Source organism: Streptomyces sp. NPDC058701 (assembly GCF_042715295.1).
In the GTDB taxonomy this organism is placed as follows: Bacteria; Actinomycetota; Actinomycetes; order Streptomycetales; family Streptomycetaceae; genus Streptomyces.
The window spans coordinates 60,922-86,206 of sequence record NZ_JBHXSY010000004.1 but is presented as its reverse complement, the minus strand read 5'-3'; the positions used below and the strand labels follow the sequence as shown (position 1 = coordinate 86,206).

Here is a 25,285-nt window from a genome sequence, read left to right as displayed (position 1 = left end):
CTACCAACTGAGCTATAGCCCCGCTCTCCGCCGCGCTCCCCCCGTCTCCGGTGTTCTGCGCTGCGAACAAGAAGAACTCTAGCCTGCGACCAGCCGGAAAGTGAAATCCGGGTGGCTGCCCCGGCAGGAGGGCCGCGGGGAGCTGCTCAGTCGTCGTCTCCGAGCACCGGTTCGGGCAGCGTTCCGGCGTTGTGCTCCATCAGGCGCCAGCCGCGCGCGCCCTCGCCGAGAACGGACCAGCAGCAGTTGGAGAGCCCGCCGAGGCCCTCCCAGTAGTACGAGTCCAGGCCCAGCAGACGGCCGATGGTCGTACGGATCGTGCCGCCGTGGCTGACGACGACGAGCGTGCCGCCCTGCGGCAGTCGGCCGGTGTGCTCCAGCACCACGGGCGCGGCGCGGTCGGCGACCTCGGTCTCCAGTTCGCCCCCGCCCCTGCGGACCGGTTCGCCGCGCTTCCACGCCGCGTACTGCTCGCCGTACTTCTCGAGGATCTCGTCGTGCGTGAGGCCCTGCCACTCCCCCGCGTACGTCTCCCGCAGCGCCGGGGTGTGCTCGACCGTCAGTCCGGTGACGGCCGCCAGCTCGGCGGCCGTGGCCGCGGCCCGGCTGAGGTCGGAGGCCACGATGGCGTCCGGCTTGAGCGAGGCGAGGAGCCGGGCGGCGCGGCGCGCCTGCGCCACACCCGCCTCGGTCAGCTCGATGTCCGTGGAGCCCTGGAAGCGTCGCTCCAGGTTCCACGCGGTCTGACCGTGCCGCCAGAGAACGATCTTCCTGGTGAGCCTGCCCGAGGTGGTCCCGCTCAGAACAGATCACCGTCCAGTTCGTCGTCGCCAGCCGCCTCGCGCAGCTTGGCGTGCTCCTCGGCCTTGCCGAGCGTGAGCTTGGCGTCCTCGGGCAGCTCGATCTCGGGGCAGTCCTTCCACAGGCGCTCCAGCGCGTAGAAGACGCGCTCCTCGCTGTGCTGGACGTGGACGACGATGTCGACGTAGTCGAGCAGGATCCAGCGGGCGTCGCGGTCGCCCTCGCGGCGGACCGGCTTGGCGCCGAGCTCCTTGAGGAGGCGCTCCTCGATCTCGTCGACGATCGACTTGACCTGGCGGTCGTTGGGCGCCGATGCGAGCAGGAAGGCATCGGTGATCGACAGCACGTCGCTGACGTCGTACGCGATGATGTCGTGCGCGAGCCGGTCGGCCGCGGCCTGGGCGGCGGCGGTGATGAGCTCGATGGAGCGGTCCGTGGCGGTCACTGGCCATGCTTTCGGGTTGGCGGGCAGATCCTTACAAGGGTCTCATGTACCGCCGACACCGCCCGCGCGGAACGTCCCGCGCGGGCGCGACACCGCCTCCGAACCCGTTCGGGGCCCCGGTCAGGACGGTTTGTAGTCCTTGCCGAGGATCACCACGACGTCCGCGTTCACCGCGGTCTCGGCCTTCTTCACGGCCGTCTCGGGCAGGCCCAGCGTCTTGGCTACCTCGACGGCCCGGTCCCGCTGGGCGTCGTCCTGGTACGTGATCTGCGACGCGGCCGCGGTCTTGTCGGCCTTGCCCCCGTCCACGAAGGCGTAGCCGCCGTTGAGCAGCGCAGCCCTCGCCAGCGCCTGCGTCCTGCCGTCGCCGGTGGCGTCCTTCAGACCCACCCGGGGGGTCGCGCCGGGCTGCGCGGCCGAGGCCGAGCCGCCGAGGACCTCCTTGACGACCTTCTTGGTCGTCTCGTCCGTGAGGGTGCCGTCCGGCTTCACCGCGAGGACGTCCGTACGGTACGCGCCCGTCTTGGCGTGCTCGCCGAGCCGCGACAGCAGGGCGCCGAGGGTCTGTGCGTCCAGCGCCGGGTCGAGGATCTGGCCGATGCTCTCGACCGTCACCGCCGCCGCCTTCGGATCGCCCGGGACCTTGCGCAGGACGCCGTGGAGCACCCGGCCCATGCGTTCCTGCTGCTTGGCCTCCGGCTCGCCCTGGGCGCGGTACGTGGCGTACGCGACGGCCATCGGGCCGCTCAGGCTCTGCTTCTCGCCCTGCCCGACGGCGGGGGTCTTCGCGGCGTCGTCGGCCGGGACCGCGATGTCGGTGTCGGCCTCGATGCCGCCGACGAGCTCGACCAGGTTCTCCAGGAACGGGGTGTCCAGCCGCCACGTGCCGCCGATGCTGGTGCCGAGCACCGAGTCCAGGGACTCGCGGGTGCCGAGGCCCCCGCCCTCGACCGATGTGCCGAGGGTGGTGGTGGTGCCGTCGGCCGCGGGGACGCCCAGGGCGTTCGGCAGCAGGACCGTGGCCCCCTGCTTGGCCGTGACGTTGTCGACGAGCAGCGCCGAGGAGGTGCCGCCCCTCTTCGTGTTGTGCAGGTGGACGACGATCATGTCGCGCTTCTGCGCGCCGGCGCCGGCGGTCGCGGCGGTCTTGTCCTTCCCCGGGCCGTCGAGGAACGGCAGCTTGCCCTGGTACCAGAGGTAGCCGAGGCCCGCGACGACGAACAGGGCGAGGACGACGATCAGCGCCACGACCCGGTTGCGGCCGCGGCGGCGGATCTCCTCGCGGCGCTCGGTCCGGCTCTCGGTGAACTTGAGCCAGTCGATGACGTCCTCGGAGTCCTCGTCCGGCTGGTCGATGAAGGAGAACTGCTCGGTGCGGTAGTCGGGGGCGGCGTCCGCGTCGGAGCGGCGCGGCTCGGGGACCCGGGCCGCGGGCGGCACGGCGGCGGACTCGGGCCGGGGTGCGGGCTGCGGCGGTGCTTGGGGGGCGGCCTGCTGCGGGATCCACTGCTGGGTCTGCTGCGTGTCGTACCCGTGGGCGGGTGCCTGGGGGTACTCCTGCTGCGCGTACTCCTGGGCGGACGGCTGCGGGGCGTAGTACTCCTGCTGCGGCGGCTGCCGGCCGTAGTCCTGCTGCTGGTCGTACCCCTGCTGGTCGTAGCCGTAGGACCGGTCGTCGTACGGCTGCCCGTACTGCTGCTGGTCGTACTGCGGCTCGTACTGCTGCCGGTCGTACCGCGGCGCGGGAGGAGCGGGCCGGTCGGGTTGCGCGGGCACCGGGCCGTACACCGGCCGCCCGTACGCGTCGTAGCCAATGAGCTGCTGCTCCTGGGCTGCGTACGGGTCGTACGCGTCCTGTCGGTCGTTCACCGCGGGGCCCCTCTCTCCGGAAGCTCAGGCTCCCCGGTACAGCTCACGCTTGTCGATGTAGCGCACGACACCGTCCGGCACCAGATACCAGACCGGGTCCGCCGTGGCGACCCGCGCACGGCAGTCGGTGGACGAGATGGCCAGCGCGGGGACCTCGACCAGGGAGACGCCGCCTTCGGGCAGGCCGTCGTCGGTGAGCACGTGGCCCGGCCGGGTGACCCCGATGAAATGCGCGAGGGAGAAGAGCTCGTCGGCGTTCCGCCACGTCAGGATCTGGGCGAGCGCGTCGGCACCGGTGATGAAGAACAGGTCGGCGTCGTCGTTCAGCGCCTTCAGGTCGCGCAGGGTGTCGATCGTGTACGTCGGCCCGCCGCGGTCGATGTCGATGCGGCTCACCGAGAACTGGGGGTTCGAGGCCGTGGCGATGACCGTCATCAGGTAGCGGTCCTCGGCGGCGGACACGGCGCCCTGCGACTTCTGCCACGGCTCACCGGTCGGTACGAACACCACCTCGTCGAGGTGGAACAGCGCGGCCACTTCGCTGGCCGCCACGAGGTGTCCGTGGTGGATCGGGTCGAATGTCCCGCCCATGACGCCGAGCCGGCGCTTGACCGGGCCGGTAGGCATTTCCTGCTCTCCCATGAGCGCAGAGCCTACTGGCCCGGTGGAGCGGCCCGGACCCGCTTGCGAGCCCGTACGGGACACCGGTGCGAAACCGTCCGCGGTCTAGCGGTCGCGGTTCAGGCGGGTGGTGATCCAGAGCATCAGGAGCAGGATGCCGAGCGCGGCGCCACCGGTCAGGTACGGGTTCAGGCTGCTGTGGTTGCCGCCGTGCTCGGCTCCCTCCGAGGCGAGGACGACCAGGTTGTGGGCGGTGGAGGAGAGGCTCATCAGGCAGGTACCTATCGAGTCGGGGGAGCGGGCGGAGACTTCGCTCACATCGTATGCGGGGGCCTGGGGCACGCTCACGTCGACTCAGGCGTTGGAGAGGATAGACGCAAGGCCAGGCAGGCCGATCCAGGGGAGGGCGCAATGACGGAGAAGACGGGTTTCGATAAGGCACCGGCGCGGGACCGCAGGAGGTTCCCCGGTATTTCCTCACGGGCGTACGAGCACCCCGCGGACCGTTCGGCGCTGGTGGCGCTGCGGAAGCTGAGCGGTTTCGACACGGTGTTCAAGGCCCTGAGCGGGCTCCTCCCGGAGCGGAGCCTGCGGCTGCTGTTCCTGTCGGAGTCGGTGCGGGTGAGCGATGCGCAGTTCCCCCACCTGCACGCGATGCTCCGTGACGCCTGTTACATCCTGGACCTGGAGAAGGTCCCCCAGATGTACGTGCAGCAGGACCCGAAGCCGAATGCCATGTGCATCGGCCTCGACGAGCCGATCATCGTGGTGACGACGGGCCTCGTCGAGCTGCTCGACGAGGAGGAGATGCGGGCGGTGGTGGGCCACGAGGTGGGCCACGCCCTCTCCGGGCACGCCGTGTACCGCACGATCCTGCTGTTCCTGACGGGTCTGGCGGTGAAGGTCGCCTGGATCCCCCTGGGCAACGTGGCGATCATGGCGCTCGTGACCGCGCTGCGGGAGTGGTTCCGAAAGTCGGAGCTCTCGGCGGACCGGGCCGGGCTCCTGGTGGGCCAGGACCAGCAGGCCTCGATGCGCGGGCTGATGAAGATCGCGGGAGGCAACCACCTCCACGAGATGAACGTGGACGCGTTCCTCGCCCAGGCCGAGGAGTACGAGTCGAGCGGCGACCTGCGCGACTCCGTGCTGAAGATCCTCAACGTGCTGCCCCGGACGCATCCCTTCTCCACGGTGCGGGCGGCCGAGCTGAAGAAGTGGGCGGAGAGCCGCGACTACCAGCGGATCATGGACGGCCACTACCCGCGGCGGGACGAGGACAAGGACGCCTCGGTCGGCGACTCGTTCCGGCAGTCGGCCACGCACTACGCCGACGCGGTGCGTACCAGCAAGGACCCGCTGATGAAGCTGGTCGGCGACATCGCGGGCGGTACCGCCGACCTGGGCGGCAAGCTGCGCGACCGGTTCACCGGAGCCGGTGCGGGTTCCGGTGCGGGCGGCGCCCCGGCCGCCGGCTCCGAGGGCAGGGGCGGGGCTACGGACCAGGGCTGACGGGCGCGGCCCCCGGGGTCGCGGGCGCCGCCAGTACGCCGCACAGCCCGGCCGCTCGCCGCGGGTGGCCGCTGGCGTACGGGTCGCTCGCGGCCGGGCCCACCGTGGTCGGGGCGGCTCCGGCCGGCAGGGGGCGGAAGCCCGCGGCGGGGTCGGCGGAGCAGTCCTGCGGTCCGGCCATCACGTAGGCCGACGCGAGTTCCGCGCGGCGGGCGCCCAGGTCGTCCCGGTCGAAGCGCAGCCGCAGCTCGCGGCGCACCGTGAAGAGCGAGGCGCCGTCGGCGGCGGCCGGGGGCCCGCCGGCCGGGCGGACGGCGTAGACGAAGGTGTGGTCGGTGGCCACCTCCAGCACGTCGGGGGCCACCTCCTCGAAGCCGAGGGTCCCGCTGACCCGGATCCGGGGATCCGCGACGACGGCGGCTCCGGGGTCGAAGCGGACCAGCCAGCCCGTCGCCGCGTGCCGGCCGTCGCCGGAGGGCGAGGCCATGCTCCGGTCGAACTGTGCCAGCTGGTCGGGGTCGATGAGCACCCGGACCGGCCGGGACGCGGTGCCGGCCAGGACGTCGGGGTCCAGGGAGGACTGCACCAGGTAGTCCTTGGCGATGGACAGGGCGATCGCCACCTGGGCGTCGGTGAAGTGCGGGGTGCGGCGGACGGCGGGCATGGTGATCCCGACCGCTCCGATCCGGTAGTCGGCCGCGGGGCTCTGCGCGAACAGGTCGGCGGGCCGCCCGCCGGGCACGGGCGTGCCGGGCGCCAGCGGCACGACGGTGCTGGTGAGGGGCTCGGCCACCCCCTCGGGCGGGGGGACGTACGGGTTGCGCAGCCCCATGTAGACCGCGGTGGCGAAGGCCAGGGCGATGAAGAGCACGAGCAGCCGGCCCTGCCGTGCGCCCTGGCCGGGAGTTCCACCGCGGGAACCCGTGCCTGCCCCGCCGGACCAGAGGGAGCGGCTGCGCACGGCGCGGGCGTGTTCGCCCATGCGTTCTTGCGCGGAGTACTCCTGGATCCGGGCGGCCCGCACGAAGTCCTCGTCGAAGACCACCGACCGGTACTCGTCCGCCCGGAACTCGTCGTCGTCACCGGTGCCGTCGGGGGCGCCGTTGGCTGGGTCGTCTGGAACGGCCATCGCTTCTCCCCGCTGTCCCCGCTTCAGAGAAGCCCCCGGCTCCGGCGTGAATGCGAGCGGGGTCGTACCTTCAGGGTTGGCGGCCGACGGGGTCCATAAACGCACCGGCGCCGCTGACTTCCCCCAATGGCGTACTGGCGGGCGCCGGAGCGGGGTCGGCCTGGCCGGAGGCGCTGCGGTAGACGGCGCTGAAGGCGAGCGCGACCATGCCCAGCCCCAGTACGAAGGCGAGGACCCAGGCGACCGGGCGCAGCCACGGCGAGCGGCCGCGGTAGGGGCGCAGGCTGCCGCCGTAGGCACCGTACGGTCCGTCGTAGCGGCCCTGGCGGTCGTGGTCCCAGCCGTGGTCCCCGTACCCGTCGGGGTGGGCGTAGCCGTAGGTGTCGTCGTCGGCCGTCCATCCGCCCGCGACGGCGGCCCGGGCCGCTTCGGCCTCGGCGCGCGCCCGGTCGGCCGCCCGCTGGCGCTCGGCGGCGCTCGGTTCATGGATCTCGGCGTTCCGGACGAAGTCCTCGTCGAACACCACGGAGGCGAAGTCGTGATCCGCGCCTCCGCGGTCGTCGTCGGGCTCCCCGTCGTCCGGGAACGGCTTGCCCCCCACGTCGTCCGGCACAGGACCAGCGTAGACCCGGGGGGCTCCTTTGGGCAGGGCGTACGGCGAATCCGGCCACCCCGCGCAGGACAGCCGACTACCGAACGTGACCGTCGCCGGTGACGATGTACTTGGTGGAGGTGAGCTCCGGAAGGCCCATGGGGCCCCGGGCGTGCAGCTTCTGGGTGGAGATTCCGATCTCGGCGCCGAAGCCGAACTGGCCACCGTCCGTGAACCGGGTGGAGGCGTTCACGGCGACCGTGGTCGAGTCGACCAGCTGGGTGAAGCGGCGGGCGGCGGCCTGGGAGGTGGTGACGATCGCCTCGGTGTGGCCGGAGGTCCAGCGGCGGATGTGGGCGACCGCGTCGTCCAGGGACGCCACGACACCGGCGGCGATGTCGTAGGACAGGTACTCGGCTGCCCAGTCCTCGTCGGTCGCGGGAAGGGCCGTGACCTTGCTGTCCCGGGCGGCCGCCAGGACGCGCTCGTCGCCGTGCACGGTCACTCCGGCGTCGGCGAGGGCGTCGAGGGCGCGCGGCAGGAAGGCGTCGGCGATGTCGCGGTGGACCAGGAGGGTCTCGGCGGAGTTGCACACGGAGGGCCGCTGGGCCTTGGAGTTCACCAGGATGTCCACGGCCATGTCCAGGTCGGCTTGCGCGTCGACGTACACGTGGCAGTTACCGGTGCCGGTCTCGATGACCGGGACGGTCGACTCCTGGACCACCGTCTTGATGAGGGAGGCTCCGCCGCGCGGGATGAGCACGTCGACGAGGCCGCGGGCGCGCATCAGCTCGCGGACGGAGTCGCGGGACTCCCCCGGCACCAGCTGGACGGCGTCGGCGGGCAGCCCGGCGGCCTCGACCGCGTCGCGGAGGACGGCGACGAGGGCGGTGTTCGAGGCGTAGGCGGAGGAGCTGCCGCGCAGGAGGACCGCGTTGCCGGACTTGAGGCAGAGGGCGGCGGCGTCGACGGTGACGTTGGGCCGGGCCTCGTAGATGATGCCGACGACGCCGAGCGGGACGCGGACCTGGCGGAGGTCGATGCCGTTGGGCAGGGTGTTGCCGCGGACGACCTCGCCGACGGGGTCGGGGAGGGCGGCGACGTCCCGCACGTCGGAGGCGATGGCGGCGACGCGCTCCGGGGTGAGGGTGAGGCGGTCGATGACCGTCTCGCTGGTGCCGGCCGACCGCGCCTTGGCGGTGTCGACGGCGTTGGCCTCGACGATCTCGGCCGTACGGGCCTCCAGCGCGTCCGCGACCGCCAGCAGGGCCGCGTCCTTGGCGGACCGCGGGAGTGGGGCGAGGACGGCGGCGGCCGTGCGGGCGGCTCGCGCCGTGGCGAGGACGGGCGAGGTGGCGGTGGCGTCGTCGAGCGAGGTCATGCGGCCCAGGGTAGTCCCCGGCCGGGCCGCGGTCGGCGGGGTTCCACCCCCCGAGACACCCGCGGCGCCTGAGACCCCCGGGGCTCCGCCCCGGACCCCGCGCCTCGGACGCCGACGGGGCTGGATCCTGCGCGGCGGGGCCGGACGGATGCCCCGTGGAAGGGAGGAATCCCGCACGGGCGGTGCGCCCGCACCGGCCTCCGGGCCGGGGGCCCTCCGAGGGTCGGGGCCCACCGGGGTCGCGACCCGCCGAAGTCGGGGCCCACCGGGGTCGGGGCCCGCCCGAGGTCAGGGCCCGCCCGAGGTCGCGGCCCGCCCGAGGTCGGGGCCCACCGGGGTCGCGACCCGCCCGGGTCGAGGGCCACCCGGGTCAGGGCCCGCCCGGGGTCGGGTGCGCCCAGGGTCAGGCCCGCCCAGGCGCGCGGGGTCAGTACGGGTGTACGCCCACCGGGTGGGCCGGGGGCGGGCCGTAGCCCTCCGCCACGCGCTGGTGGTAGGTGGCGCGGTCGATGACCTCCAGCCCGACGATCTCCCAGGGCGGCAGCTGCGCCGAGGAGCGGTGCTCGCCCCACAGCCGCAGGGCGACGGCCGCCGCGTCGTGGAGGTCGCGGGCCTCTTCCCAGTAGCGGATCTCGGCGTGGTCGTCGGCGTAGCGGCTCGTCAGCAGGAAGGGGTGGTCGTGGGCCAGCTGTTCCAGTCCGCGCCGGACCTCGGACAGCGGCGCCGGCTTGCCGGAGACGCTCAGGGTGACGTGCCACAGGCGGGAGTCGTGGTCCGGCTCCTGCTCGTGCCCGCCGCCCTCACCGTCCCCCGGACCGACGCTGGTCAGCGCTCGTCTCACCAGCCGCCTCCTGTCTCCGCTACGTGTCCACCCGCCCCTCACAGTTGACCAGTCCCCGGGCCCCCGCGCGGCGGTTTTGCCGAACCTCAGCCCTGCAGCAGGACGAGATCGTCCCGGTGGACGACCTCCCGCTCGTACGCGGGTCCGAGTTCCCGAGCGAGCTCGCGGGTGGAGCGGCCGAGGAGCTGCGGAAGCTCCTTGGAATCGAAGTTGACCAGGCCGCGCGCGACCGCCCGGCCCGAGGTGTCGCGCAGCTCCACCGGGTCCCCCGCGATGAAGTCGCCCTCGACGGAGGCGATGCCCGCGGGCAGCAGGGAGCTGCCGCGCTCGGTGACGGCGCGGACCGCGCCCTCGTCCAGGACGAGGTGCCCCTGGGGGGTGGAGGCGTGCTGGAGCCAGAGCAGCCGGTCGCCGGAACGGCGGCCCGTCGCGTGGAAGTGGGTGCCGGTGGCGCGCCCGGCCAGGGCGTCGGCGGCCTGGCTGGCGGAGGTCAGCACCACGGGGATGCCGGCGGCGGCCGCGATCCTCGCCGCCTCGACCTTGGTGACCATGCCACCGGTGCCCACGCCGGCCTTGCCCGCGCTGCCGATGGAGACGTGCGCGATGTCCGCGGGGCCGCGGACCTCGTCGATCCGGGTGGTGCCGGGCAGCGAGGGGTCGCCGTCGTAGAGACCGTCCACGTCGGAGAGCAGCACCAGCAGGTCGGCCCGTACGAGGTGGGCGACGAGGGCGGCCAGGCGGTCGTTGTCGCCGAAGCGGATCTCGTCCGTGGCAACGGTGTCGTTCTCGTTGACGACGGGCAGCGCGCCCATGGCGAGCAGCTGGTCCAGGGTCCGGTAGGCGTTGCGGTAGTGCGCCCGCCGGCTGGTGTCGTCGGTGGTGAGCAGGACCTGCCCGACGCGGATGCCGTAGCGGGCGAAGGAGGCGGTGTAGCGGGCGACGAGCAGGCCCTGTCCGACGCTGGCGGCGGCCTGCTGCCGGGCGAGGTCCTTGGGGCGGCGGCGCAGGCCGAGCGGGGAGAGGCCGGCGGCGATGGCTCCGCTGGAGACCAGGACGATCTCCTTCTCGCCGCCGCCGCGCGCCTTGGCCAGGACGTCCACCAGGGCGTCCACCCGGTCGGCGTCGAGGCCGCCCGCCGCCGTGGTCAAGGAGGAGGAGCCGACCTTGACCACGATCCTGCGGGCGTCCACGACACCTTGCCTAGCCGCTGACACGTATGTCCCCTTGCCCCTTGCCGAATGCCTGTGGCCTCAATCTACGGGGTGGCCGGGAGGGGCCGCGCGGGGGTTTCAGACCCTGGACGACCCGCCCGGGCCGGCCTGCCGGTCAGGACCGGCGCGGCCGCCCAGGCCGCCCTGGTCCGCGCGCACGGGTTCCGGTTCCGCCTCCGCGTCCCGGTCGGCGCCCGGGACGAGGATCTTGCGGGAGAGCAGATAGGTGAAGGGGATGGCCACGACCGCCGCGACCAGCGGGGCGATCCGCGTGCCGAGGCCGGCCCACGTCACGAGGGCGTACAGCCCCACCGACTGGACGACGTAGTTGGTGACGTTCGTCAGGGGGAAGAGGAGGAACTTCTTCCAGGTGGGGCGGGTGCGGTAGGTGAAGTAGGTGTTCATGAAGAACGAGCCGACCATCGCGACCAGGAAGGCGAGGGTGTAGGCGGCGAAGTACGGCATCCAGGGGTGCAGGAGCAGGTACACCAGGTAGAAGGAGCCGGTGTTGACGGCTCCCACGAGGCCGAACCGGAGGAGCTGGCCGAGCTGTTGCCTTCTGCTCATCTGGTGCTGCGCTCCGCGCTGTGCTCGTCGGCCGTCGCCTCGGCGACCGGGCGGGACGTCCCCGGTTCCGCGGTCAGCGCCGCGCGCGGGACGGGGTCGGAGCCGTGGGCTTCCTTCACCAGGAAGTGCGGCCGCCGCTTGGTCTCATAGTAGATGCGGCCGATGTACTCGCCGATCAGGCCGAGCATGATCATGTGGACGCCGCCGAGTCCCACGATGATCGCCACGAGGGTGACGTACCCGGGTGACTCGACGCCGTTGGTCATCGCCTCGACCGTGATCCACAGCGCGTAGAGCACGGTCAGGGCCACCAGCGACACGCCGAGCCAGATGCCCGTCCGCAGCGGCCGGTTGTTGAAGGAGATCAGGCCGTCCATGCCGTAGTTCAGCAGGGCGCCGAACTTCCACTTCGTCTCGCCGGCCCCGCGCTGCGCGTTCCGGTAGTCGAAGTGGACCGTGTCGAAGCCGATCCAGGAGAACAGGCCCTTGGAGAAGCGGTTGTACTCCGGCAGCGACAGCAGCGCGTCCACGGCCGGACGCGAGAGCATGCGGAAGTCACCGACCCCGTCGGCGAGTTCGACGTCGACCCAGCGGTTGACCCCCCGGTAGTACAGCCGGCTGAGCACGGAGCGGACCTTCTTGTCCCCTTCGCGCGAACGGCGGGCGATGATCTGGTCGTACCCCTTCCGGTGGTGCTCCAGCATGGTCGCGATGAGCTCCGGCGGGTGCTGGAGGTCGGCGTCCATGATCACGACGGCGTCGCCGGTGGACACGCGCAGGCCGGCCAGCATGCCGGCCTCCTTGCCGAAGTTGCGGCTGAACGAGACGAAGCGGGTCCGCTCGGCGTGCTCGGCCGCGATCTTCCGCAGCTTGCGCAGGGTGCCGTCACGGCTTCCGTCGTCGACGTAGCAGACCTCGTAGTCGACGGGGAGGGCGTCCAGGACCCTTCGGATCTCCACGTCGAAGCTGTCGATGACGGCCTCTTCGTTGAAGCAAGGGACAACTACGGACAGCTTGGTCATGAACACATCCTGCTAGGTCCGAACGGGTGATTGCCGACGACCGGACCTGCCACTCACCTCTTTCCCAGAACCCGCATGCCGAGAGTCGGCCTGCCTGAGTCGAGTGCGGTACGCGGTAGCTTTGACTGGATAACCGTAACCACCTGAGCGAAACGAATCGAAGGGATCGAGGTGCACGTGCCCGACGTCTCCGTGGTCGTCATCGTCTACAACGACGCAGAGCGTCTGTCGACAGCAGTCCAGTCGGTTTTGGACCAGACCCTGCACGGGGTCGAGGTCGTGATCGTGGACGACTGCAGCAAGGACAGGTCCTTCGCCGTCGCCCAGGAACTGGAAGCCGCGCACCCGGGGAAAGTGCGCGCGTTCCGACTTCCGGAGAACAGCGGGGGCTGCGGCGCCCCGCGCAACCACGGCATCGCGCAGGCCACCGGCACGTACGTCATGTTCCTGGACAGCGACGACGTGCTGGAGCGCAACGCCTGCCGGAACATGCTGGACGCCGCCGAGCGGACGGGCTCCGACCTGGTCTCGGGCATGTGCGTCCGCGTGCACCTCGAAAACCGGTGGGGCAAGACCACCGAGTGGTACCCGTGGATCTACTCGCGCACGCGCACGCTGGAGTCGATCACCGAGTTCCCCGACCTGCTGGTCTACGACACCCTCTCCACGAACAAGTGCTACCGGCGCTCGTTCCTGCTGGAGCAGGGCCTGCAGTTCCCGGTCGGCATCCACTACGAGGACCTGCTGTTCTCGGCGCAGGCGTACGTGGCGGCCCGCCGCATCACGCTGATCCCGAACCACGTCTACTTCTGGAACGTGATCGAGAAGGCCGCCGCCAAGTCGATCAGCAACCGGCGCCACGAGATCGCGAACTTCGTCCACCGGATGGAGATCCACCGCCGGGTGGACGAGCTGCTGGCCTCCAAGGGCCACACGGACATCAAGTCCGCGAAGGACGCCAAGTTCCTCAAGCACGACCTGGTGCTGCACCTGCGCGACCTGCCCCTGCTGGGCGACGCCTACCGCCAGGAGTTCGCCCGTCTGGCCAACGGCTACCTCGCCGGGATCGACCCGGCCGCGTACGACAACGTCACGCACCTCCAGGCGATCTGCGCCTACCTGCTCGGCAAGGAGGACTGGGACAACCTGCTCCCGGCCGCCGACGCCATGACCAACAAGGGCCGGCTCTCCTCCCCCCTCGCCGAGCGCGACGGCCGCATCTACTGGTGCGCGCAGCACATCGACGACCCGGACGACACCGAGGCCCGCCGGATACTGGACGTCACCGGGGACGGCTTCCACACCACCCCGCTCTCCTCGCTCCAGCTGGGCAACCGCCTCACCTCCTACGAGGACGACGGGCGCGGCACCGTCACGCTGTCCGGTGCCGTCGTCAACCCGCTGGGCCGCATCCGGCCCGACACGGAGCTCACCGCCTCGCTCGAATTCCGGGCGCGGCGGCAGATCGGCGTCCGCTCGTTCAGCTTCCCGGTGGCAACCGTGCGCCACGCCGGTGACACGATCGAGTGGAGCGGCAGCGCCGACATCGGAGGCACCGTCCGCCCGCTCGGCATCATCGACGCCGTGTGGGACGTCCGGCTGCGGCTGAACGCCGGGCGCGACCGCGTCACCACCCGCGTGTCGGTCGGCGGGGTCGACCTGGAGTCGGCGTCCCGGCTGCGCGTGCGCCCGCGGCTGACCCGGCTGGTCTCCGACCGCTTCGAGCCGGAGGTCACCAAGAAGGGCAACCTCTCCTACGTCCTGACCGCCGAGGGCGCCGCGGCCGTCCGCACCCAGACGCTGATCAACAACGCCATACACGGCAAGGCCGCCGGATTGGTCAAGCGGGGCCTGCGCAAGGCCCTGCGGACCCGCCGGAACATGGGCTCGGGCGAGCAGAAGGTGAAGCTCTACCACGAGGTCTTCTCGAAGCTGCCCGTCAAGAAGGGCACGGTCGTCTTCGAGAGCCACATGGGCAAGCAGTACAGCGACAGTCCCAAGGCGATCTACGAGGAGATGGTGCGCCAGGGCGTCCCCTTCGAGGCGATCTGGTCGTACGCGGGCAAGCCCACCGGCTTCCCCAAGGAGGCCACGCTGGTCCGGCGCTGGAGCTGGCCCTACCTGCGGGCGCTGGCCCAGGCCGAGTTCTGGGTGGACAACCAGGGGTTCCCGCTGGCCCTCGCCAAGCGCCCCGGCACCACCTACATCCAGACCTGGCACGGCTCCGCGCTCAAGCGCATGGGCTTCCACGAGCCCCGCACCAAGGCGCAGGGGCGGGCCGGCCAGGACCGGTTCCAGGCGGCCGTCGACCGCTTCGACCACTTCCTGATCCGCTCGGAGCACGACACCCGCACCCTCGCCAAGGCCTTCCGGCTGCGCGACGAGGTGCTGCTGCGCACCGGCTACCCGCGCAACGACGCCCTCGTCGAGGCGCACCGGTCCGAGGCGCAGAGCGGCGAGCGGGTGCGCGGCCCGCTCGCGGCGGAGCTGGGAATCGATCCGGAGAAGAAGGTGCTGCTGTACGCGCCGACGTTCCGGGCGAACGCGGACGGCACGGTCGAGGGCTTCGAGTTCCCCTTCGACGTGGAGGAGTTCGCGGACCGGCTCGGGGACCGCTTCACCCTGCTGGTGCGGACCCACTACCTCAACAGCGTCTCCCTCCCGCCGTCCGTCGCGGGCCGGGTCCTCGACGTGTCGCGGCACCACGACATCACCCCGCTGCTGGCCCTCGCCGACGGTCTCATCACCGACTACTCGTCCGTGATGTTCGACTACGCGGTCCTGGACCGGCCGATGGTGTTTTTCGCGTACGACTACGAGAAGTACGCCACCGACATCCGCGGCACGTACTTCGACCTGAAGGAGAAGGCCCCGGGCCCGGTGGTGGCCACGGCGGACGAGCTGCTGCAGGTGCTCTCCGCCTTCGAGGAGGCGGACGCCAAGTACGCCGAGGCCCGCCAGCGCTTCCTCACCGAGTTCGGCGAGTACGACCGCGGGGACGCCGCGCGCCAGATCGTCGAGAAGTTCTTCACCAGGAGCGGCAAGTGAGCCAGCAGACCGCCACCCCGGGCGGCCGTGACATCTTCCTCGTCTCCAACAACGTCGACGAGCTCGGCGGCGTGACCACCTGGTCGCACCAGATGGCCCGGCTGTTCACCGACCGCGGCCACCGGGTGCACATCGTCGGCATCGCCCCGGTCGCCGAGGAGATCCGGCAGAAGTTCCCGGCGGACCTGCCGTACGCGACGACGACCCTGTACGCGTCCCAGCCGCCGCCCGCGCGCCGGCTGCAGGGGCTCAAGGGCCGGCTGAACGCGCCCGAGCGGCGGCGCCAGGCGGCCCGGCGCTCGCTGATGCGGACGAAGGCGGAGCAGCTGAGCGGACTGTTCCGGGCGGCCGCGCCGGGCGCCGTCGTGATCGTCACCCAGGTCTGGGCGATGGAGTGGGTGGCACTTGCCGACACCAAGGGGCTCAGCGTCATCGGCATGAGCCACGAGTCGTTCGAGGCCAGCCGGAAGTCCAGTCGCGGCGACCGGGTCCGCCGCCACTACCGCGAGGTGGACCGGCTGCTGGTGCTGACCGCCGAGGACGCGGACCTGTGGATCCGGTCGGGCATGGAGAACGTCGGCAGCATGCCGAACCCGCTGCCCTTCATGCCGGAGCAGCCCGCTCCGCGCACGGATAAGGTCGTCGCCAGCGTCGGCCGCCTCGCGTTCGAGAAGGGCGTCGACCTGCTGCTCGACGCGTGGGCGGACGCCGCCCCGCACCACCCCGACTGGGTCCTGCGGATCTACGGCGCCGGCCTCGAGGAGCCGACCCTGCGGGCGCACTGCTCCTCGCTGGGGCTGGACGACTCCGTGCAGTGGATGGGCAGTACGGACGACGTGCTGGGCGCGCTGCGCGGGGCCTCGGTCTTCGCGCAGGCCTCCCGCGCCGAGGGCTTCCCGATCACCCTGCTGGAGGCGATGGCGGCGGGCGTCCCGGCCGCGGCCTTCGACTGCGCGCCGGGCGTACGGGAGATCGTCACCCACGGCGAGGACGGACTGCTGGCCCGGCTGGGCAACACCATGGAGCTGGCCGGCCACCTGGACGCCCTGATGGCGGACCGCGAACTCCGCGACCGGCTCGGGGAGTCGGCCTTCCGCTCGGTGCAGCGGTACTCCAGCGCCGGGATCACCGACCGGTGGGAAGAGCTGTTCGCGTTCCTGGAGCGCTGACCGGCCCGCCCGGACACGACGGAGCCGCCCGCCCCCGGCACCTCGGGGGCGGGCGGCTCCGTACGACCGGGGGTCAGGCCCTGCGGTTGGCCTCCCAGCCGGCCCAGGCGGAGGTGACCATCTCGCGGACGTCGTGGCGGGCCTTCCAGCCCAGCTCGCTGCCGATGCGCTCGGCGGAGGCCACGACCTTCGCGGGGTCGCCGGGGCGGCGCGGGGACACGACCGGCGGGTAGTCGTGCCCGGTGTTCTCGTTCAGGAGCTCGACCATCTCGCGGACGGAGACCCCCTCCCCGCGCCCGATGTTGACGGTCAGGTCCTTGTACTCACCGGCCGCGGCCCACTCCGCGAGCTTGCGGGCCGCCACCACGTGGGCGTCCGCGAGGTCCGCGACGTGGATGTAGTCGCGGACGCAGGTGCCGTCCGGGGTCGCGTAGTCGTCGCCGAAGATCTTGGCGCCCTGGCCGGCGTCGTAGCGCTCGAAGACCATCGGGACCAGGTTGAAGACGCCGGTGTCGGCGAGCTCGGGGGTCGCGGCCCCCGCCACGTTGAAGTAGCGCAGGCAGGCGGTGGAGATGCCGTGTGCCTTGCCGGCCGCGCGGACCAGCCACTCACCGGCCAGCTTGGTCTCGCCGTACGGGCTCAGCGGCGCGCAGGGGGTGTCCTCGGTGACCAGCTCCACGTCGGGCATGCCGTAGACGGAGGCCGAGGAGGAGAAGAGGACGTTGCGGATGCCCGCGGCGGCCACGGCCTGGAGGAGGACCGTGAGGCCGCCCACGTTCTCGTGGTAGTAGTGCATCGGCTTCTCGACGGACTCGCCGACCTGCTTCTTGCCCGCCAGGTGCACCACGCCGGTGATCCGGTGGTCGGCGATGGTCCTGTCGAGGACCTTCCGGTCCAGGACCGAACCGATCACCAGCGGTACGCCCTCCGGGACGCGGTCCTTGTTGCCCGTGGAGAGGTCGTCGAGGACCACCACCCGCTCCCCCGCGAGCAGCATCGCCCGGACGACGTGCGCACCGATGTACCCGGCGCCCCCGGTGATCAGAAACGTCATGTGTGTCTCCCTGGTCCTGTCCGTGTTCTGGTGCTGAGGTCGTGGTGCCTCAGCGCGACGCGCGGCCCGCCCTGGCCCGGTCGAATCGGTTGCGCACGAGGTACAGCGCGCCCGCGGCACCGGGCGCGAGGCGCAGGGCCAGCGCTCCGGAGGCCGTGCGGTACGGCTGCGTCAGCAGAACACCGTACCGGCTGCTGGGCACGGCCCTGCGGCGGAGCAGCGGGCTGCGGGGGCGCAAGGGAGTGAGCAGGGAGCTGCCGTCGCCGCACTCCACGCCCACCTCCACGTTCCACGTCTGGAGCCGGCGCAGGCCCTGGGTGCGGCCGGTGGAGGCCAGGTCGGCGAGGCGGAAGGGCAGCAGGGCCGTCCAGCCGCCGTCCCCGTCGGCCGTCAGCTCCACCGGCTTGGCGAGCACCGGCTCACCGCCGGCGCGGGGCAGGAAGCGCAGCTGCGCGGTGCGCGGTACGGACGCGTCCAGCCGCCCGTACAGGTCGTGCAGGCGGACGCGCACGGCCGTCTTGCCGGCCGGTTCGGCGTCCATGGTCACCGGCAGGTCGGCGGTCGGCAGGGCGAGCAGCCCGTCGAGCGGGACCGGGAGCTCCGCGCTCCACACCGGGGCCCCGTCCGCCCCGACCGCGTACGGGGGCAGCAGCCGGGGCGGCTCGGCGGCGAGGCGGGTGAACCGCTCGACGTCGGCGGGCGGGGTCCCGGTGGCGCGCAGCACCCGTACGATCCAGCGGGCGTGCGGGGCGGCCGCCTCGATGTCGGCTTCGGCGAAGGTGTCGAGGTACTCGCGGGTGAGGGCCCACCAGGCTCGCTGGTACTCGGGGTCCTTGCCGAGTTCGCGCAGGTACATGCGCAGGTCGTACTCCAGGAACTTCACCTGGCAGGCGCGGCCCAGCTCCGGGGAGGCGTGGGCCAGGATCCGGGAGGCCGCGCGGTGGGCCTCGATCCGGGAACCCCAGTTGCCGACGTCCTTGCGGTCCAGGGAGATCGACACCTGGGCGGCGGCGCGGCGTACGTGCCAGACGTAGACGAGGTCGCCGGTTACGGCGATGCGGGGGGCCGCGGCGAGGACGCGGGCGGTGAAGACGAAGTCCTCGTAGACGAACCGGCCGTCGGGGAAGCGCAGGCCGTGCTTCTCGAGGAAGGCGCGCTCGTAGAGCTTGTTGACGCAGAGGGTGTCCCGGACGAGGTCGGGCCGGTCGGCCGGCCGCTCGATCACCTCTCCGGGGGTGTGCAGGCCGGGCATCCACGGCACGTCGTGGTGCTGCGGCAGCTCGCGGCGGACCGCGGATCCGACGGTGACCGGGGTGCGGTGCAGGACGGCGGCGCGCACCAGGGCGTCGGCTGCGCCCGGCGGCAGCACGTCGTCGCTGTCGAGGAAGAGGACGTACGGGGCGGTCGCGAGCGCGATCCCGTCGTTGCGGGGGGTTCCGCACCCCCCGCTGTTCTCCGCGCGGTGCAGGACCTTCAGACGGGGGTGGGCGGAGGCCAGATCGTCCAGGACCCGTCCGGTGTCGTCGGACGAGGCGTCGTTCACGGCGATGACCTCGGCGACCACCGGGCCCTGGGCGAGGGCCGAGGTAACGGCCTCGCCCACGAGCCCGGCGTCGTTGTACGCGATGATCACGACGGAAACCGTGGGCGCGTTGGTGCTGTTCACCCTGTGGATCCTAGGGGAACGATGTAAAGGCACCTTCAAACCCGATCCGGTCCCCGGCGTGGGAGGACGACTAGAACGGCTTGAACTCGTCGTATTCCTTCTGCACGGAGTCGCGCTCGGCTTCCTTCTCCTTGCGGCGCGTGGTCGCGGGGCGCGGCGCCTCCAGACGGTGGTCCTCACCGCGGCGGCCCAGCATCTCGGCGCCGGCCATCATGGTCGGCTCCCAGTCGAAGACGACCGCGTTCTCCTCGGAGCCGATGGCGACGCCGTCACCGGCGCGGGCACCGGCCTTGCGCAGGGCATCCTCGACGCCGAGGCGGTTGAGGCGGTCGGCCAGGTAGCCGACGGCCTCGTCGATGTTGAAGTCGGTCTGGCGGACCCAGCGCTCCGGCTTCTCGCCGCGCACGCGGTAGACCTCTTCGACCTCGTCGTAGGCGATGGTGAAGCCGCTGTCGTCCACGGCCTTCGGCCGGATGACGATGCGGGTCGCCTCCTCCTTGGGCTTGCGGGCGCGCGCCTTGGCGATGACCTCGGCGAGGAAGAAGGACAGCTCCTTCAGGCCCGTGCGGTCGACCGCGGAGACCTCGAAGACCTTGTAGCCGCGCGCCTCCAGGTCCGGGCGGACCATCTCCGCGAGGTCCTTGCCGTCGGGGATGTCGACCTTGTTGAGGACGACGAGGCGCGGACGCTTCTCCAGGCCGCCGCCGTAGATCCGCAGCTCCTCCTCGATGACGTCGAGGTCGGCCAGCGGGTCGCGGTCGGACTCCAGGGTGGCGGTGTCCAGGACGTGCACGAGGATCGAGCAGCGCTCGACGTGGCGCAGGAATTCCAGACCGAGGCCCTTGCCCTGGCTGGCGCCGGGGATGAGGCCCGGGACGTCGGCGATCGTGTAGACCGTCGAGCCGGCGGTGACCACGCCCAGGTTCGGGACGAGGGTGGTGAAGGGGTAGTCCGCGATCTTCGGCTTGGCGGCGGAGAGCACGGAGATCAGCGAGGACTTGCCGGCGCTCGGGAAGCCGACCAGCGCCACGTCGGCGACGGTCTTGAGCTCCAGGATGACGTCGCCGGCGGTGCCGGGAACGCCGAGGAGGGCGAAGCCGGGCGCCTTGCGGCGCGCGGAGGACAGCGCCGCGTTGCCGAGGCCGCCGCGGCCGCCCTCGGCGGCCACGAAGGTGGTGCCCTGGCCGACGAGGTCGGCGAGGACGTTGCCCTCCTTGTCGAGGACGACGGTGCCGTCCGGCACGGGCAGGATCAGGTCCGTGCCGTCCTTGCCGGAGCGGTTGCCGCCCTCACCGGGCTTGCCGTTGGTGGCCTTGCGGTGGGGGCTGTGGTGGTAGTCGAGCAGGGTGGTGACCGCCTGCTCCACCACCAGGATCACGTCGCCGCCACGGCCGCCGTTGCCGCCGTCGGGGCCGCCGAGCGGCTTGAACTTCTCCCGGTGAACGGAGGCGCAGCCGTGGCCCCCGTTACCCGCGGCGACATGCAGCTCGACGCGGTCCACGAAGGTGGTCATGGTTGTTCCTCCAGATACAGCGGGAATATCCCGGAAAGCCCGGGGGGTAGGCCTTGCTACCCATTAAACGTGTCTATGTGACAACGCGCCGAGGGCGGACCTCTCTTCCCGGCCTGAGCCGGGAAGAGCTGAGATCCGCCCTCGGGAAGTTCAGTACGCCGTGATCAGCCGGAGCTGGATCAGGCGGCCGGAACGATGTTGACGACCTTGCGGCCACGGTGCGTGCCGAACTCGACCGAACCGGCCTGCAGCGCGAACAGCGTGTCGTCGCCACCACGACCGACACCCGAACCGGGGTGGAAGTGGGTGCCGCGCTGGCGGACGAGGATCTCACCAGCGGAAACGACCTGACCGCCGAAGCGCTTCACGCCGAGCCGCTGGGCATTGGAGTCGCGCCCGTTCCGGGTGGACGATGCGCCCTTCTTGTGTGCCATGTCTCAGTCCCTCTTACTTCGCAGCCGTGGGGATACCGGTGACCTTGATCGCCGTGTACTGCTGGCGGTGACCCTGGCGACGGCGGTAGCCGGTCTTGTTCTTGTAGCGCAGGATGTCGATCTTGGCGCCCTTGTGGTGGTCCACGATCTCGGCCTGGACCTTGATCCCGGCCAGCACCCACGGGTCGCTGGTCACGGCTTCGCCGTCGACAACGAGCAGGGTCGAGAGCTCGACCGTGTCGCCGACCTTGGCAGTGGAAATCTTGTCAACCTCAACGATGTCACCAACAGCAACCTTGTGCTGGCGACCACCGCTGCGCACGATGGCGTACACGCGGATCTCTCTCTCGCTCGATTCGGGAACCCCTGAAGCCAGCCGGCCCCGCGAAGAAACCGCAGGCCGGCCTCCCCCGAACCGCGAGGCGGTCAGGGAGGTGAGGTGCTCAGTGGACGGCGCGCACATGGACACGCCAGCGGCCCAGGTTACGGGGCCCCGTCTGAGGGGTCAAACCGGCACCTGATCACCCGTGCGGCCGAGGCCCGTACGTCCGCCTCCGCACCGCATGCGGGGCGGTTCTGGACGACGGCGCCACCGGGGCGGCTCCGGGCGGCCGTCCACGGCCCGGGAGGGGCTGTGGACGGCCGCCCCGGACCGGGGGGGCGTACACGGGCGGGACGTGCGGAGGCCCCGTACGGAGACGGCCCCGCCCGGCACCGAGAGGGTGCCGGGCGGGGCCGTTCGCGCGCGGACCGCGGGATCAGGCCTCGGTGGGAGCCGAGACGGACGGAAGCGACTGCTGCTCCGCCGCAGCGGTCTTCTTCGTGGCCCGCTTGGTCGCGGTCTTCTTCGTGGTGGCCGCCTTCTTGGCGGTCGCCGTGGTGGCCTTCTTCGCCGCCGTCGCCTTCTTGGCGGTGGTGGCCTTCTTCGCCGCGGTCGCCTTCTTGGCCGGAGCCTTCCTGGCGGCCTTCTTCGCGGGGGCCGCCTCCTCCGCCGGAGCGGCTTCCTCGGCCGGAGCGGCCGCCTCCGCCGCCTCGGTCACCGGCGCGTCGACGACGAGCACGGCCGCCTCGGCGGCGCCTGCCGGGGAACCGGCGGGCGCGGTGGCCTTGCGGGTGGCCCGGCGGCGCGGGCGGGCCGGGGCGGCGTCCGCCACGGGCGCCTCCTCGGCGACGGCCTGCGGGACCGGTTCGGGCTCGACGACGGCCTCGACGACCGGCTCGGGCTCCACCACCGGCGCGGGCTCGGCCACCGGCGCGGGCTCGGCCACCGGCTCCGCGACGGCCTCGGCCGGGGCGCCCGCCGGGGCGGTCGCCCTGCGGGTGGCACGGCGACGGGTACGGCCCTTGGGGGCTTCCTCCGCCGGGGACTCCGCGGCGGTCTCGGCCACGGGGGCCGGAGCGACCGGCTCGGCGGCCGGCGCCGTCCCGACCGGCTCGGCGACGACCGGCTCCGCGACGGCCTCGGCCACCGGGGCCGGGGTGGCCGTACCGCGCGGGGCGCCCGCCGGAGCGGTCGCCTTGCGGGTGGCACGGCGGCGGTTGCGGCGGCCGCTCACGCCCGCCTCGGCCTCGGCCGGGCTGCTGTACAGCTCCTCGTCCGCGAAGAACTCCGGCTCGGGCAGCGCCCGCGGAGCGGCGGCCTCGGCCGCCACCTCGGCGTCGGTCTCGGCCTCCGCCTCGAACTCCACCTCGACGGTCTCGGTGTCGTGGTCGTGCTGGTCGAACTCGGACTTGCCGCCGCGGCGCTTGGCGCGCTTGCCGTTGCCCCCGCCGCCGACCACGGTCGGCGTCTCCATGTGCACGATGACGCCGCGGCCGTTGCAGTGGACGCAGGTCTCGGAGAAGGACTCCAGCAGGCCCTGGCCCACCCGCTTGCGGGTCATCTGGACCAGGCCCAGGGAGGTGACCTCGGCGACCTGGTGCTTCGTACGGTCGCGGCCCAGGCACTCCAGCATGCGCCGCAGGACCAGGTCGCGGTTGGACTCCAGGACCATGTCGATGAAGTCGATGACGACGATGCCGCCGAGGTCGCGCAGCCGCAGCTGGCGCACGATCTCCTCGGCCGCCTCCAGGTTGTTCCTGGTGACGGTCTCCTCGAGGTTGCCGCCCTGGCCGGTGAACTTGCCGGTGTTGACGTCGATGACGATCATCGCTTCGGTCTTGTCGATCACGAGCGAACCGCCCGAGGGCAGCCAGACCTTGCGGTCGAGCGCCTTGGCGAGCTGCTCGTCGATCCGGTACGTCGCGAAGACGTCGACCTCGGAGGTCCAGCGCGACAGCCGGTCGGCCAGGTCCGGGGCGACGTGGTGCACGTAGCCGTGGATGGTCTCCCATGCGCTGTCACCGCTGACGATGACCTTCGTGAAGTCCTCGTTGAAGATGTCGCGCACGACGCGGACGGTCATGTCCGGCTCGCCGTACAGGAGGCTCGGCGAAGACGTCGAGATCTGCTTCGACTTCTTCTGGATGTCCTCCCACTGGGCCTGCAGGCGCTCGACGTCGCGGCGCAGCTCGTCCTCGCTCGCGCCCTCGGCGGCGGTGCGCACGATGACGCCCGCGTCCTCGGGGACGATCTTCTTGAGGATGGTCTTCAGGCGCGCGCGCTCGGTGTCGGGCAGCTTGCGGCTGATACCGGTCATCGAGCCCTCGGGCACGTAGACCAGGTAGCGGCCGGGCAGCGAGACCTGGCTGGTCAGGCGGGCGCCCTTGTGGCCGATCGGGTCCTTGGTGACCTGCACCAGGACCGACTGGCCGGACTTGAGGGCGGCCTCGATGCGGCGCGGCCCGTTGGCCATGCCGAGCGCCTCGAAGTTGACCTCGCCGGCGTACAGGACCGCGTTGCGGCCCTTGCCGATGTCGATGAAGGCGGCCTCCATCGACGGCAGCACGTTCTGGACCTTGCCCAGGTAGACGTTGCCGACGTACGAGGTGGCTTCTTCCTTGTTGACGTAGTGCTCGACGAGCACGTTGTCCTCGAGGACGCCGATCTGGGTGCGCTCGCCGGCCTGGCGGACGACCATCACGCGCTCGACGGCCTCGCGGCGGGCCAGGAACTCGGCCTCCGTGATGATCGGGACGCGGCGGCGGCCCTGCTCGCGGCCCTCGCGGCGGCGCTGCTTCTTCGCCTCCAGGCGGGTCGAGCCCTTGATGGACTGGACCTCGTCGGAGGAGGTGGAGGCCGACGCGGACTCCGCGCGCTCGCGGGCCGGGCGCGGCTCGCGGACCTTGACGACGGTGCGTACGCCGTCGTCCTCGCCGCCCTCGGCGGCGGAGTCACCGCTGCGACGGCGGCGACGACGACGGCGACGGCTGGAGCTGGAGCCGAGCGCGCCGGTGTCGTCGTCCTCGTCGTCCTCCTGCTCCTCGGACTCCTGCTCGGCGGCCGGGGCCTCGGCCTCGTCCTCGGCGGACTCGTCGAGGTCGGCGGACTCACCGCGACGGCGGCGACGGCCACCGCGGCGGCGGCGGCGCGACGGGCGCTCGCCCGAGTCGTCGCCGTCGTCGAACTCGGTGCTCTCCTCGTCGAGCTCGGCGGTCTCGGCCTCCGGCTCCTCCTCGGCGAGCACCTCGGGCAGGGAGACCGGGCCGCTCTCGGCGACCGGGGCGGCCTCGCCGGCGCCGCGACCGCGGCGACGGCGGCGGCCCGCGGGCTGCGGCGCGGGGGTTTCGACGACCTCGGCCGGGGCGGCGGCCTCGGTGAGCTCGTCCTCCTCCTCGACCTCGTCGGCGGGGTCGGCGGCGCGGGCGGCCGCGGCGGCCATGGCGGCCGTCTCGGGGGTCTGGAACATCGGCTCGGCGAAGACCGGGGCCTGGAAGACGGCCACGGCGGGACGCGTGGCGCGGCGCGAGCGGCCCGGGGCGGCGGGCGCCTCGGCAGCGGCTGCGGGCTGCGCGGCGGCGGGCTGCGCGGCTGCGGCCGGTGCAGTGGTGGCCGCCGCGGTGGTGGCCGCCGCGGTGGTGGACCGGGTGGCGCGGCGGCGGCCGCCGCGCTTCGGCGAGTCCACCGCGTCGGCGACGGTGACGGCGCGGGCGGCGGCCTTCGGGGCCTCCTCCACGTCGGCGGGGGCCTCGTCCGCGGCGGGCTGCGCGGCGGCGGCCGGCGCGGCGACGGCGCGGGTGGCACGGCGGCGGGTCCGCGGCGCCGGGGCGGCGGACTCCTCGGCAGCGACTTCGGCGGGGGCTTCGGCGACAGGGGCGTCGGCGACCGGAGCCGCAGCGGCCTCGGCCGGAGCGGCGACAGCGGCGGCCGGAGCCTCCGGGGCGGTCACGGCGCGGGTGGCACGGCGGCGGGCACGCGGCGCCGGAGCGGCCGGAGCGGCCTCCTCGACCACCGGCGCAGGCGCAGCGGCCTCCACCGGAGCGGCGACAGCGGCGGCCGGAGCCTCCGGGGCGGTCACGGCGCGGGTGGCTACG

Annotated in this window: 21 protein-coding genes and 1 tRNA gene (1 of these 22 cut by a window edge); 3 read left to right on the top strand and 19 right to left on the bottom strand. The window is 72.4% G+C overall.

All coding sequences use genetic code 11. The features are described from left to right. The 6 genes from ACFWW8_RS05300 to ACFWW8_RS05275 form a co-directional block, all read right to left on the bottom strand. Positions 1 to 22 (bottom strand) — tRNA-Ala (locus ACFWW8_RS05300) (it extends 151 nt beyond the left edge of the window). A gap of 124 nt (positions 23 to 146) precedes the next feature. After that, positions 147 to 803 carry a histidine phosphatase family protein gene (locus ACFWW8_RS05295; RefSeq protein WP_386524362.1) on the bottom strand — a complete coding sequence of 219 codons (657 nt, stop codon included), beginning with the start codon at positions 801 to 803 and terminating at the stop codon, positions 147 to 149. Next, a complete protein-coding gene (gene rsfS, locus ACFWW8_RS05290; protein WP_267718558.1) occupies positions 800 to 1,246 on the bottom strand; it encodes a ribosome silencing factor in 447 nt (148 codons plus the stop codon). The genes ACFWW8_RS05295 and rsfS overlap by 4 nt, the downstream gene beginning before the upstream one ends. A 120-nt stretch (positions 1,247 to 1,366) precedes the next feature. Continuing rightward, positions 1,367 to 3,115 carry a LytR C-terminal domain-containing protein gene (locus ACFWW8_RS05285; protein ID WP_386523907.1) on the bottom strand — a complete coding sequence of 583 codons (1,749 nt, stop codon included), beginning with the start codon at positions 3,113 to 3,115 and terminating at the stop codon, positions 1,367 to 1,369. 24 nt (positions 3,116 to 3,139) lie between these two features. Further along, on the bottom strand, positions 3,140 to 3,757 hold the full coding sequence (nadD, locus tag ACFWW8_RS05280; protein WP_386523905.1) for a nicotinate-nucleotide adenylyltransferase: 618 nt from the start codon (positions 3,755 to 3,757) through the stop codon (positions 3,140 to 3,142). 84 nt (positions 3,758 to 3,841) lie between these two features. Then, positions 3,842 to 4,006 carry a hypothetical protein gene (locus ACFWW8_RS05275; protein ID WP_267718561.1) on the bottom strand — a complete coding sequence of 55 codons (165 nt, stop codon included), beginning with the start codon at positions 4,004 to 4,006 and terminating at the stop codon, positions 3,842 to 3,844. Between the two features lie 141 nt (positions 4,007 to 4,147). Between ACFWW8_RS05275 and ACFWW8_RS05270 the strand changes: the two genes are divergently transcribed. Next, on the top strand, positions 4,148 to 5,245 hold the full coding sequence (locus tag ACFWW8_RS05270; RefSeq protein WP_386523902.1) for a M48 family metallopeptidase: 1,098 nt from the start codon (positions 4,148 to 4,150) through the stop codon (positions 5,243 to 5,245). Here the strand turns inward: ACFWW8_RS05270 and ACFWW8_RS05265 are convergent. The 7 genes from ACFWW8_RS05265 to ACFWW8_RS05235 all read right to left on the bottom strand — a co-directional run bounded on the left by ACFWW8_RS05265 (position 5,229) and on the right by ACFWW8_RS05235 (position 11,988). Beyond that, a complete protein-coding gene (locus ACFWW8_RS05265; protein WP_386523899.1) occupies positions 5,229 to 6,374 on the bottom strand; it encodes a hypothetical protein in 1,146 nt (381 codons plus the stop codon). The genes ACFWW8_RS05270 and ACFWW8_RS05265 overlap by 17 nt on opposite strands. 70 nt (positions 6,375 to 6,444) lie before the next feature. Further along, positions 6,445 to 6,987, bottom strand: coding sequence for a hypothetical protein (locus ACFWW8_RS05260; protein WP_386523896.1), 543 nt, complete (start codon positions 6,985 to 6,987; stop codon positions 6,445 to 6,447). A gap of 76 nt (positions 6,988 to 7,063) precedes the next feature. Beyond that, on the bottom strand, positions 7,064 to 8,347 hold the full coding sequence (locus tag ACFWW8_RS05255) for a glutamate-5-semialdehyde dehydrogenase (protein ID WP_386523893.1): 1,284 nt from the start codon (positions 8,345 to 8,347) through the stop codon (positions 7,064 to 7,066). A gap of 427 nt (positions 8,348 to 8,774) precedes the next feature. Next, on the bottom strand, positions 8,775 to 9,230 hold the full coding sequence (locus ACFWW8_RS05250; protein WP_386523890.1) for a hypothetical protein: 456 nt from the start codon (positions 9,228 to 9,230) through the stop codon (positions 8,775 to 8,777). A gap of 44 nt (positions 9,231 to 9,274) precedes the next feature. Beyond that, a complete protein-coding gene (gene proB, locus ACFWW8_RS05245) occupies positions 9,275 to 10,402 on the bottom strand; it encodes a glutamate 5-kinase (protein WP_386523887.1) in 1,128 nt (375 codons plus the stop codon). A 75-nt stretch (positions 10,403 to 10,477) separates the two neighbouring features. Next, positions 10,478 to 10,966, bottom strand: a complete 489-nt coding sequence (locus ACFWW8_RS05240; RefSeq protein ID WP_386523886.1) for a GtrA family protein — start codon at positions 10,964 to 10,966, stop codon at positions 10,478 to 10,480. Next, the gene (locus ACFWW8_RS05235; protein ID WP_386523883.1) at positions 10,963 to 11,988 is read right to left on the bottom strand and encodes a glycosyltransferase family 2 protein; all 1,026 of its coding nucleotides are present in this window, start codon (positions 11,986 to 11,988) and stop codon (positions 10,963 to 10,965) included. Before ACFWW8_RS05235 ends, ACFWW8_RS05240 begins: the two co-directional genes overlap by 4 nt. 171 nt (positions 11,989 to 12,159) lie before the next feature. Between ACFWW8_RS05235 and ACFWW8_RS05230 the strand changes: the two genes are divergently transcribed. Next, positions 12,160 to 15,036, top strand: coding sequence for a CDP-glycerol glycerophosphotransferase family protein (locus tag ACFWW8_RS05230; RefSeq protein ID WP_386523880.1), 2,877 nt, complete (start codon positions 12,160 to 12,162; stop codon positions 15,034 to 15,036). After that, positions 15,033 to 16,205: a glycosyltransferase gene (locus ACFWW8_RS05225; protein WP_386523878.1), complete on the top strand. Its 1,173-nt coding sequence runs from the start codon at positions 15,033 to 15,035 to the stop codon at positions 16,203 to 16,205. Before ACFWW8_RS05230 ends, ACFWW8_RS05225 begins: the two co-directional genes overlap by 4 nt. 73 nt (positions 16,206 to 16,278) lie before the next feature. Here ACFWW8_RS05225 and galE read toward each other — a convergent pair whose 3' ends face one another. From galE to ACFWW8_RS05195, 6 genes are all read right to left on the bottom strand, one after another. After that, entirely contained in the window at positions 16,279 to 17,259 is a 981-nt protein-coding gene (gene galE / locus ACFWW8_RS05220; RefSeq protein ID WP_386523875.1) for a UDP-glucose 4-epimerase GalE, read from the bottom strand. Positions 17,260 to 17,308: 49 nt separating this feature from the next. Continuing rightward, a complete protein-coding gene (locus ACFWW8_RS05215; protein WP_386523874.1) occupies positions 17,309 to 18,925 on the bottom strand; it encodes a glycosyltransferase family 2 protein in 1,617 nt (538 codons plus the stop codon). 70 nt (positions 18,926 to 18,995) lie between these two features. After that, positions 18,996 to 20,438 carry a GTPase ObgE gene (obgE, locus tag ACFWW8_RS05210; protein WP_386523871.1) on the bottom strand — a complete coding sequence of 481 codons (1,443 nt, stop codon included), beginning with the start codon at positions 20,436 to 20,438 and terminating at the stop codon, positions 18,996 to 18,998. Positions 20,439 to 20,617: 179 nt separating this feature from the next. Continuing rightward, positions 20,618 to 20,872 (bottom strand): 50S ribosomal protein L27, encoded by a 255-nt coding sequence (gene rpmA, locus ACFWW8_RS05205; protein WP_030013081.1) that lies wholly within the window; start codon positions 20,870 to 20,872, stop codon positions 20,618 to 20,620. Positions 20,873 to 20,885: 13 nt separating this feature from the next. Next, entirely contained in the window at positions 20,886 to 21,206 is a 321-nt protein-coding gene (gene rplU / locus ACFWW8_RS05200) for a 50S ribosomal protein L21 (protein WP_383913250.1), read from the bottom strand. 424 nt (positions 21,207 to 21,630) lie between these two features. Then, positions 21,631 to 25,285: ribonuclease E/G (locus ACFWW8_RS05195; protein ID WP_386523867.1), on the bottom strand; the 3,655-nt coding region annotated here is incomplete at its 5' end.

Excerpts from the sequence above, each read along its gene's own strand:
- ACFWW8_RS05270 (WP_386523902.1), top strand. The coding sequence starts at position 4,148 with ATGACGGAGAAGACGGGTTTCGATAAGGCACCGGCGCGGGACCGCAGG.
- ACFWW8_RS05235 (WP_386523883.1), bottom strand. The coding sequence starts at position 11,988 with ATGACCAAGCTGTCCGTAGTTGTCCCTTGCTTCAACGAAGAGGCCGTC.
- ACFWW8_RS05255 (WP_386523893.1), bottom strand. The coding sequence starts at position 8,347 with ATGACCTCGCTCGACGACGCCACCGCCACCTCGCCCGTCCTCGCCACG.
- obgE (WP_386523871.1), bottom strand. The coding sequence starts at position 20,438 with ATGACCACCTTCGTGGACCGCGTCGAGCTGCATGTCGCCGCGGGTAAC.
- ACFWW8_RS05275 (WP_267718561.1), bottom strand. The coding sequence starts at position 4,006 with ATGAGCCTCTCCTCCACCGCCCACAACCTGGTCGTCCTCGCCTCGGAG.
- rpmA (WP_030013081.1), bottom strand. The coding sequence starts at position 20,872 with ATGGCACACAAGAAGGGCGCATCGTCCACCCGGAACGGGCGCGACTCC.
- galE (WP_386523875.1), bottom strand. The coding sequence starts at position 17,259 with ATGACGTTTCTGATCACCGGGGGCGCCGGGTACATCGGTGCGCACGTC.
- ACFWW8_RS05240 (WP_386523886.1), bottom strand. The coding sequence starts at position 10,966 with ATGAGCAGAAGGCAACAGCTCGGCCAGCTCCTCCGGTTCGGCCTCGTG.
- nadD (WP_386523905.1), bottom strand. The coding sequence starts at position 3,757 with ATGGGAGAGCAGGAAATGCCTACCGGCCCGGTCAAGCGCCGGCTCGGC.
- ACFWW8_RS05265 (WP_386523899.1), bottom strand. The coding sequence starts at position 6,374 with ATGGCCGTTCCAGACGACCCAGCCAACGGCGCCCCCGACGGCACCGGT.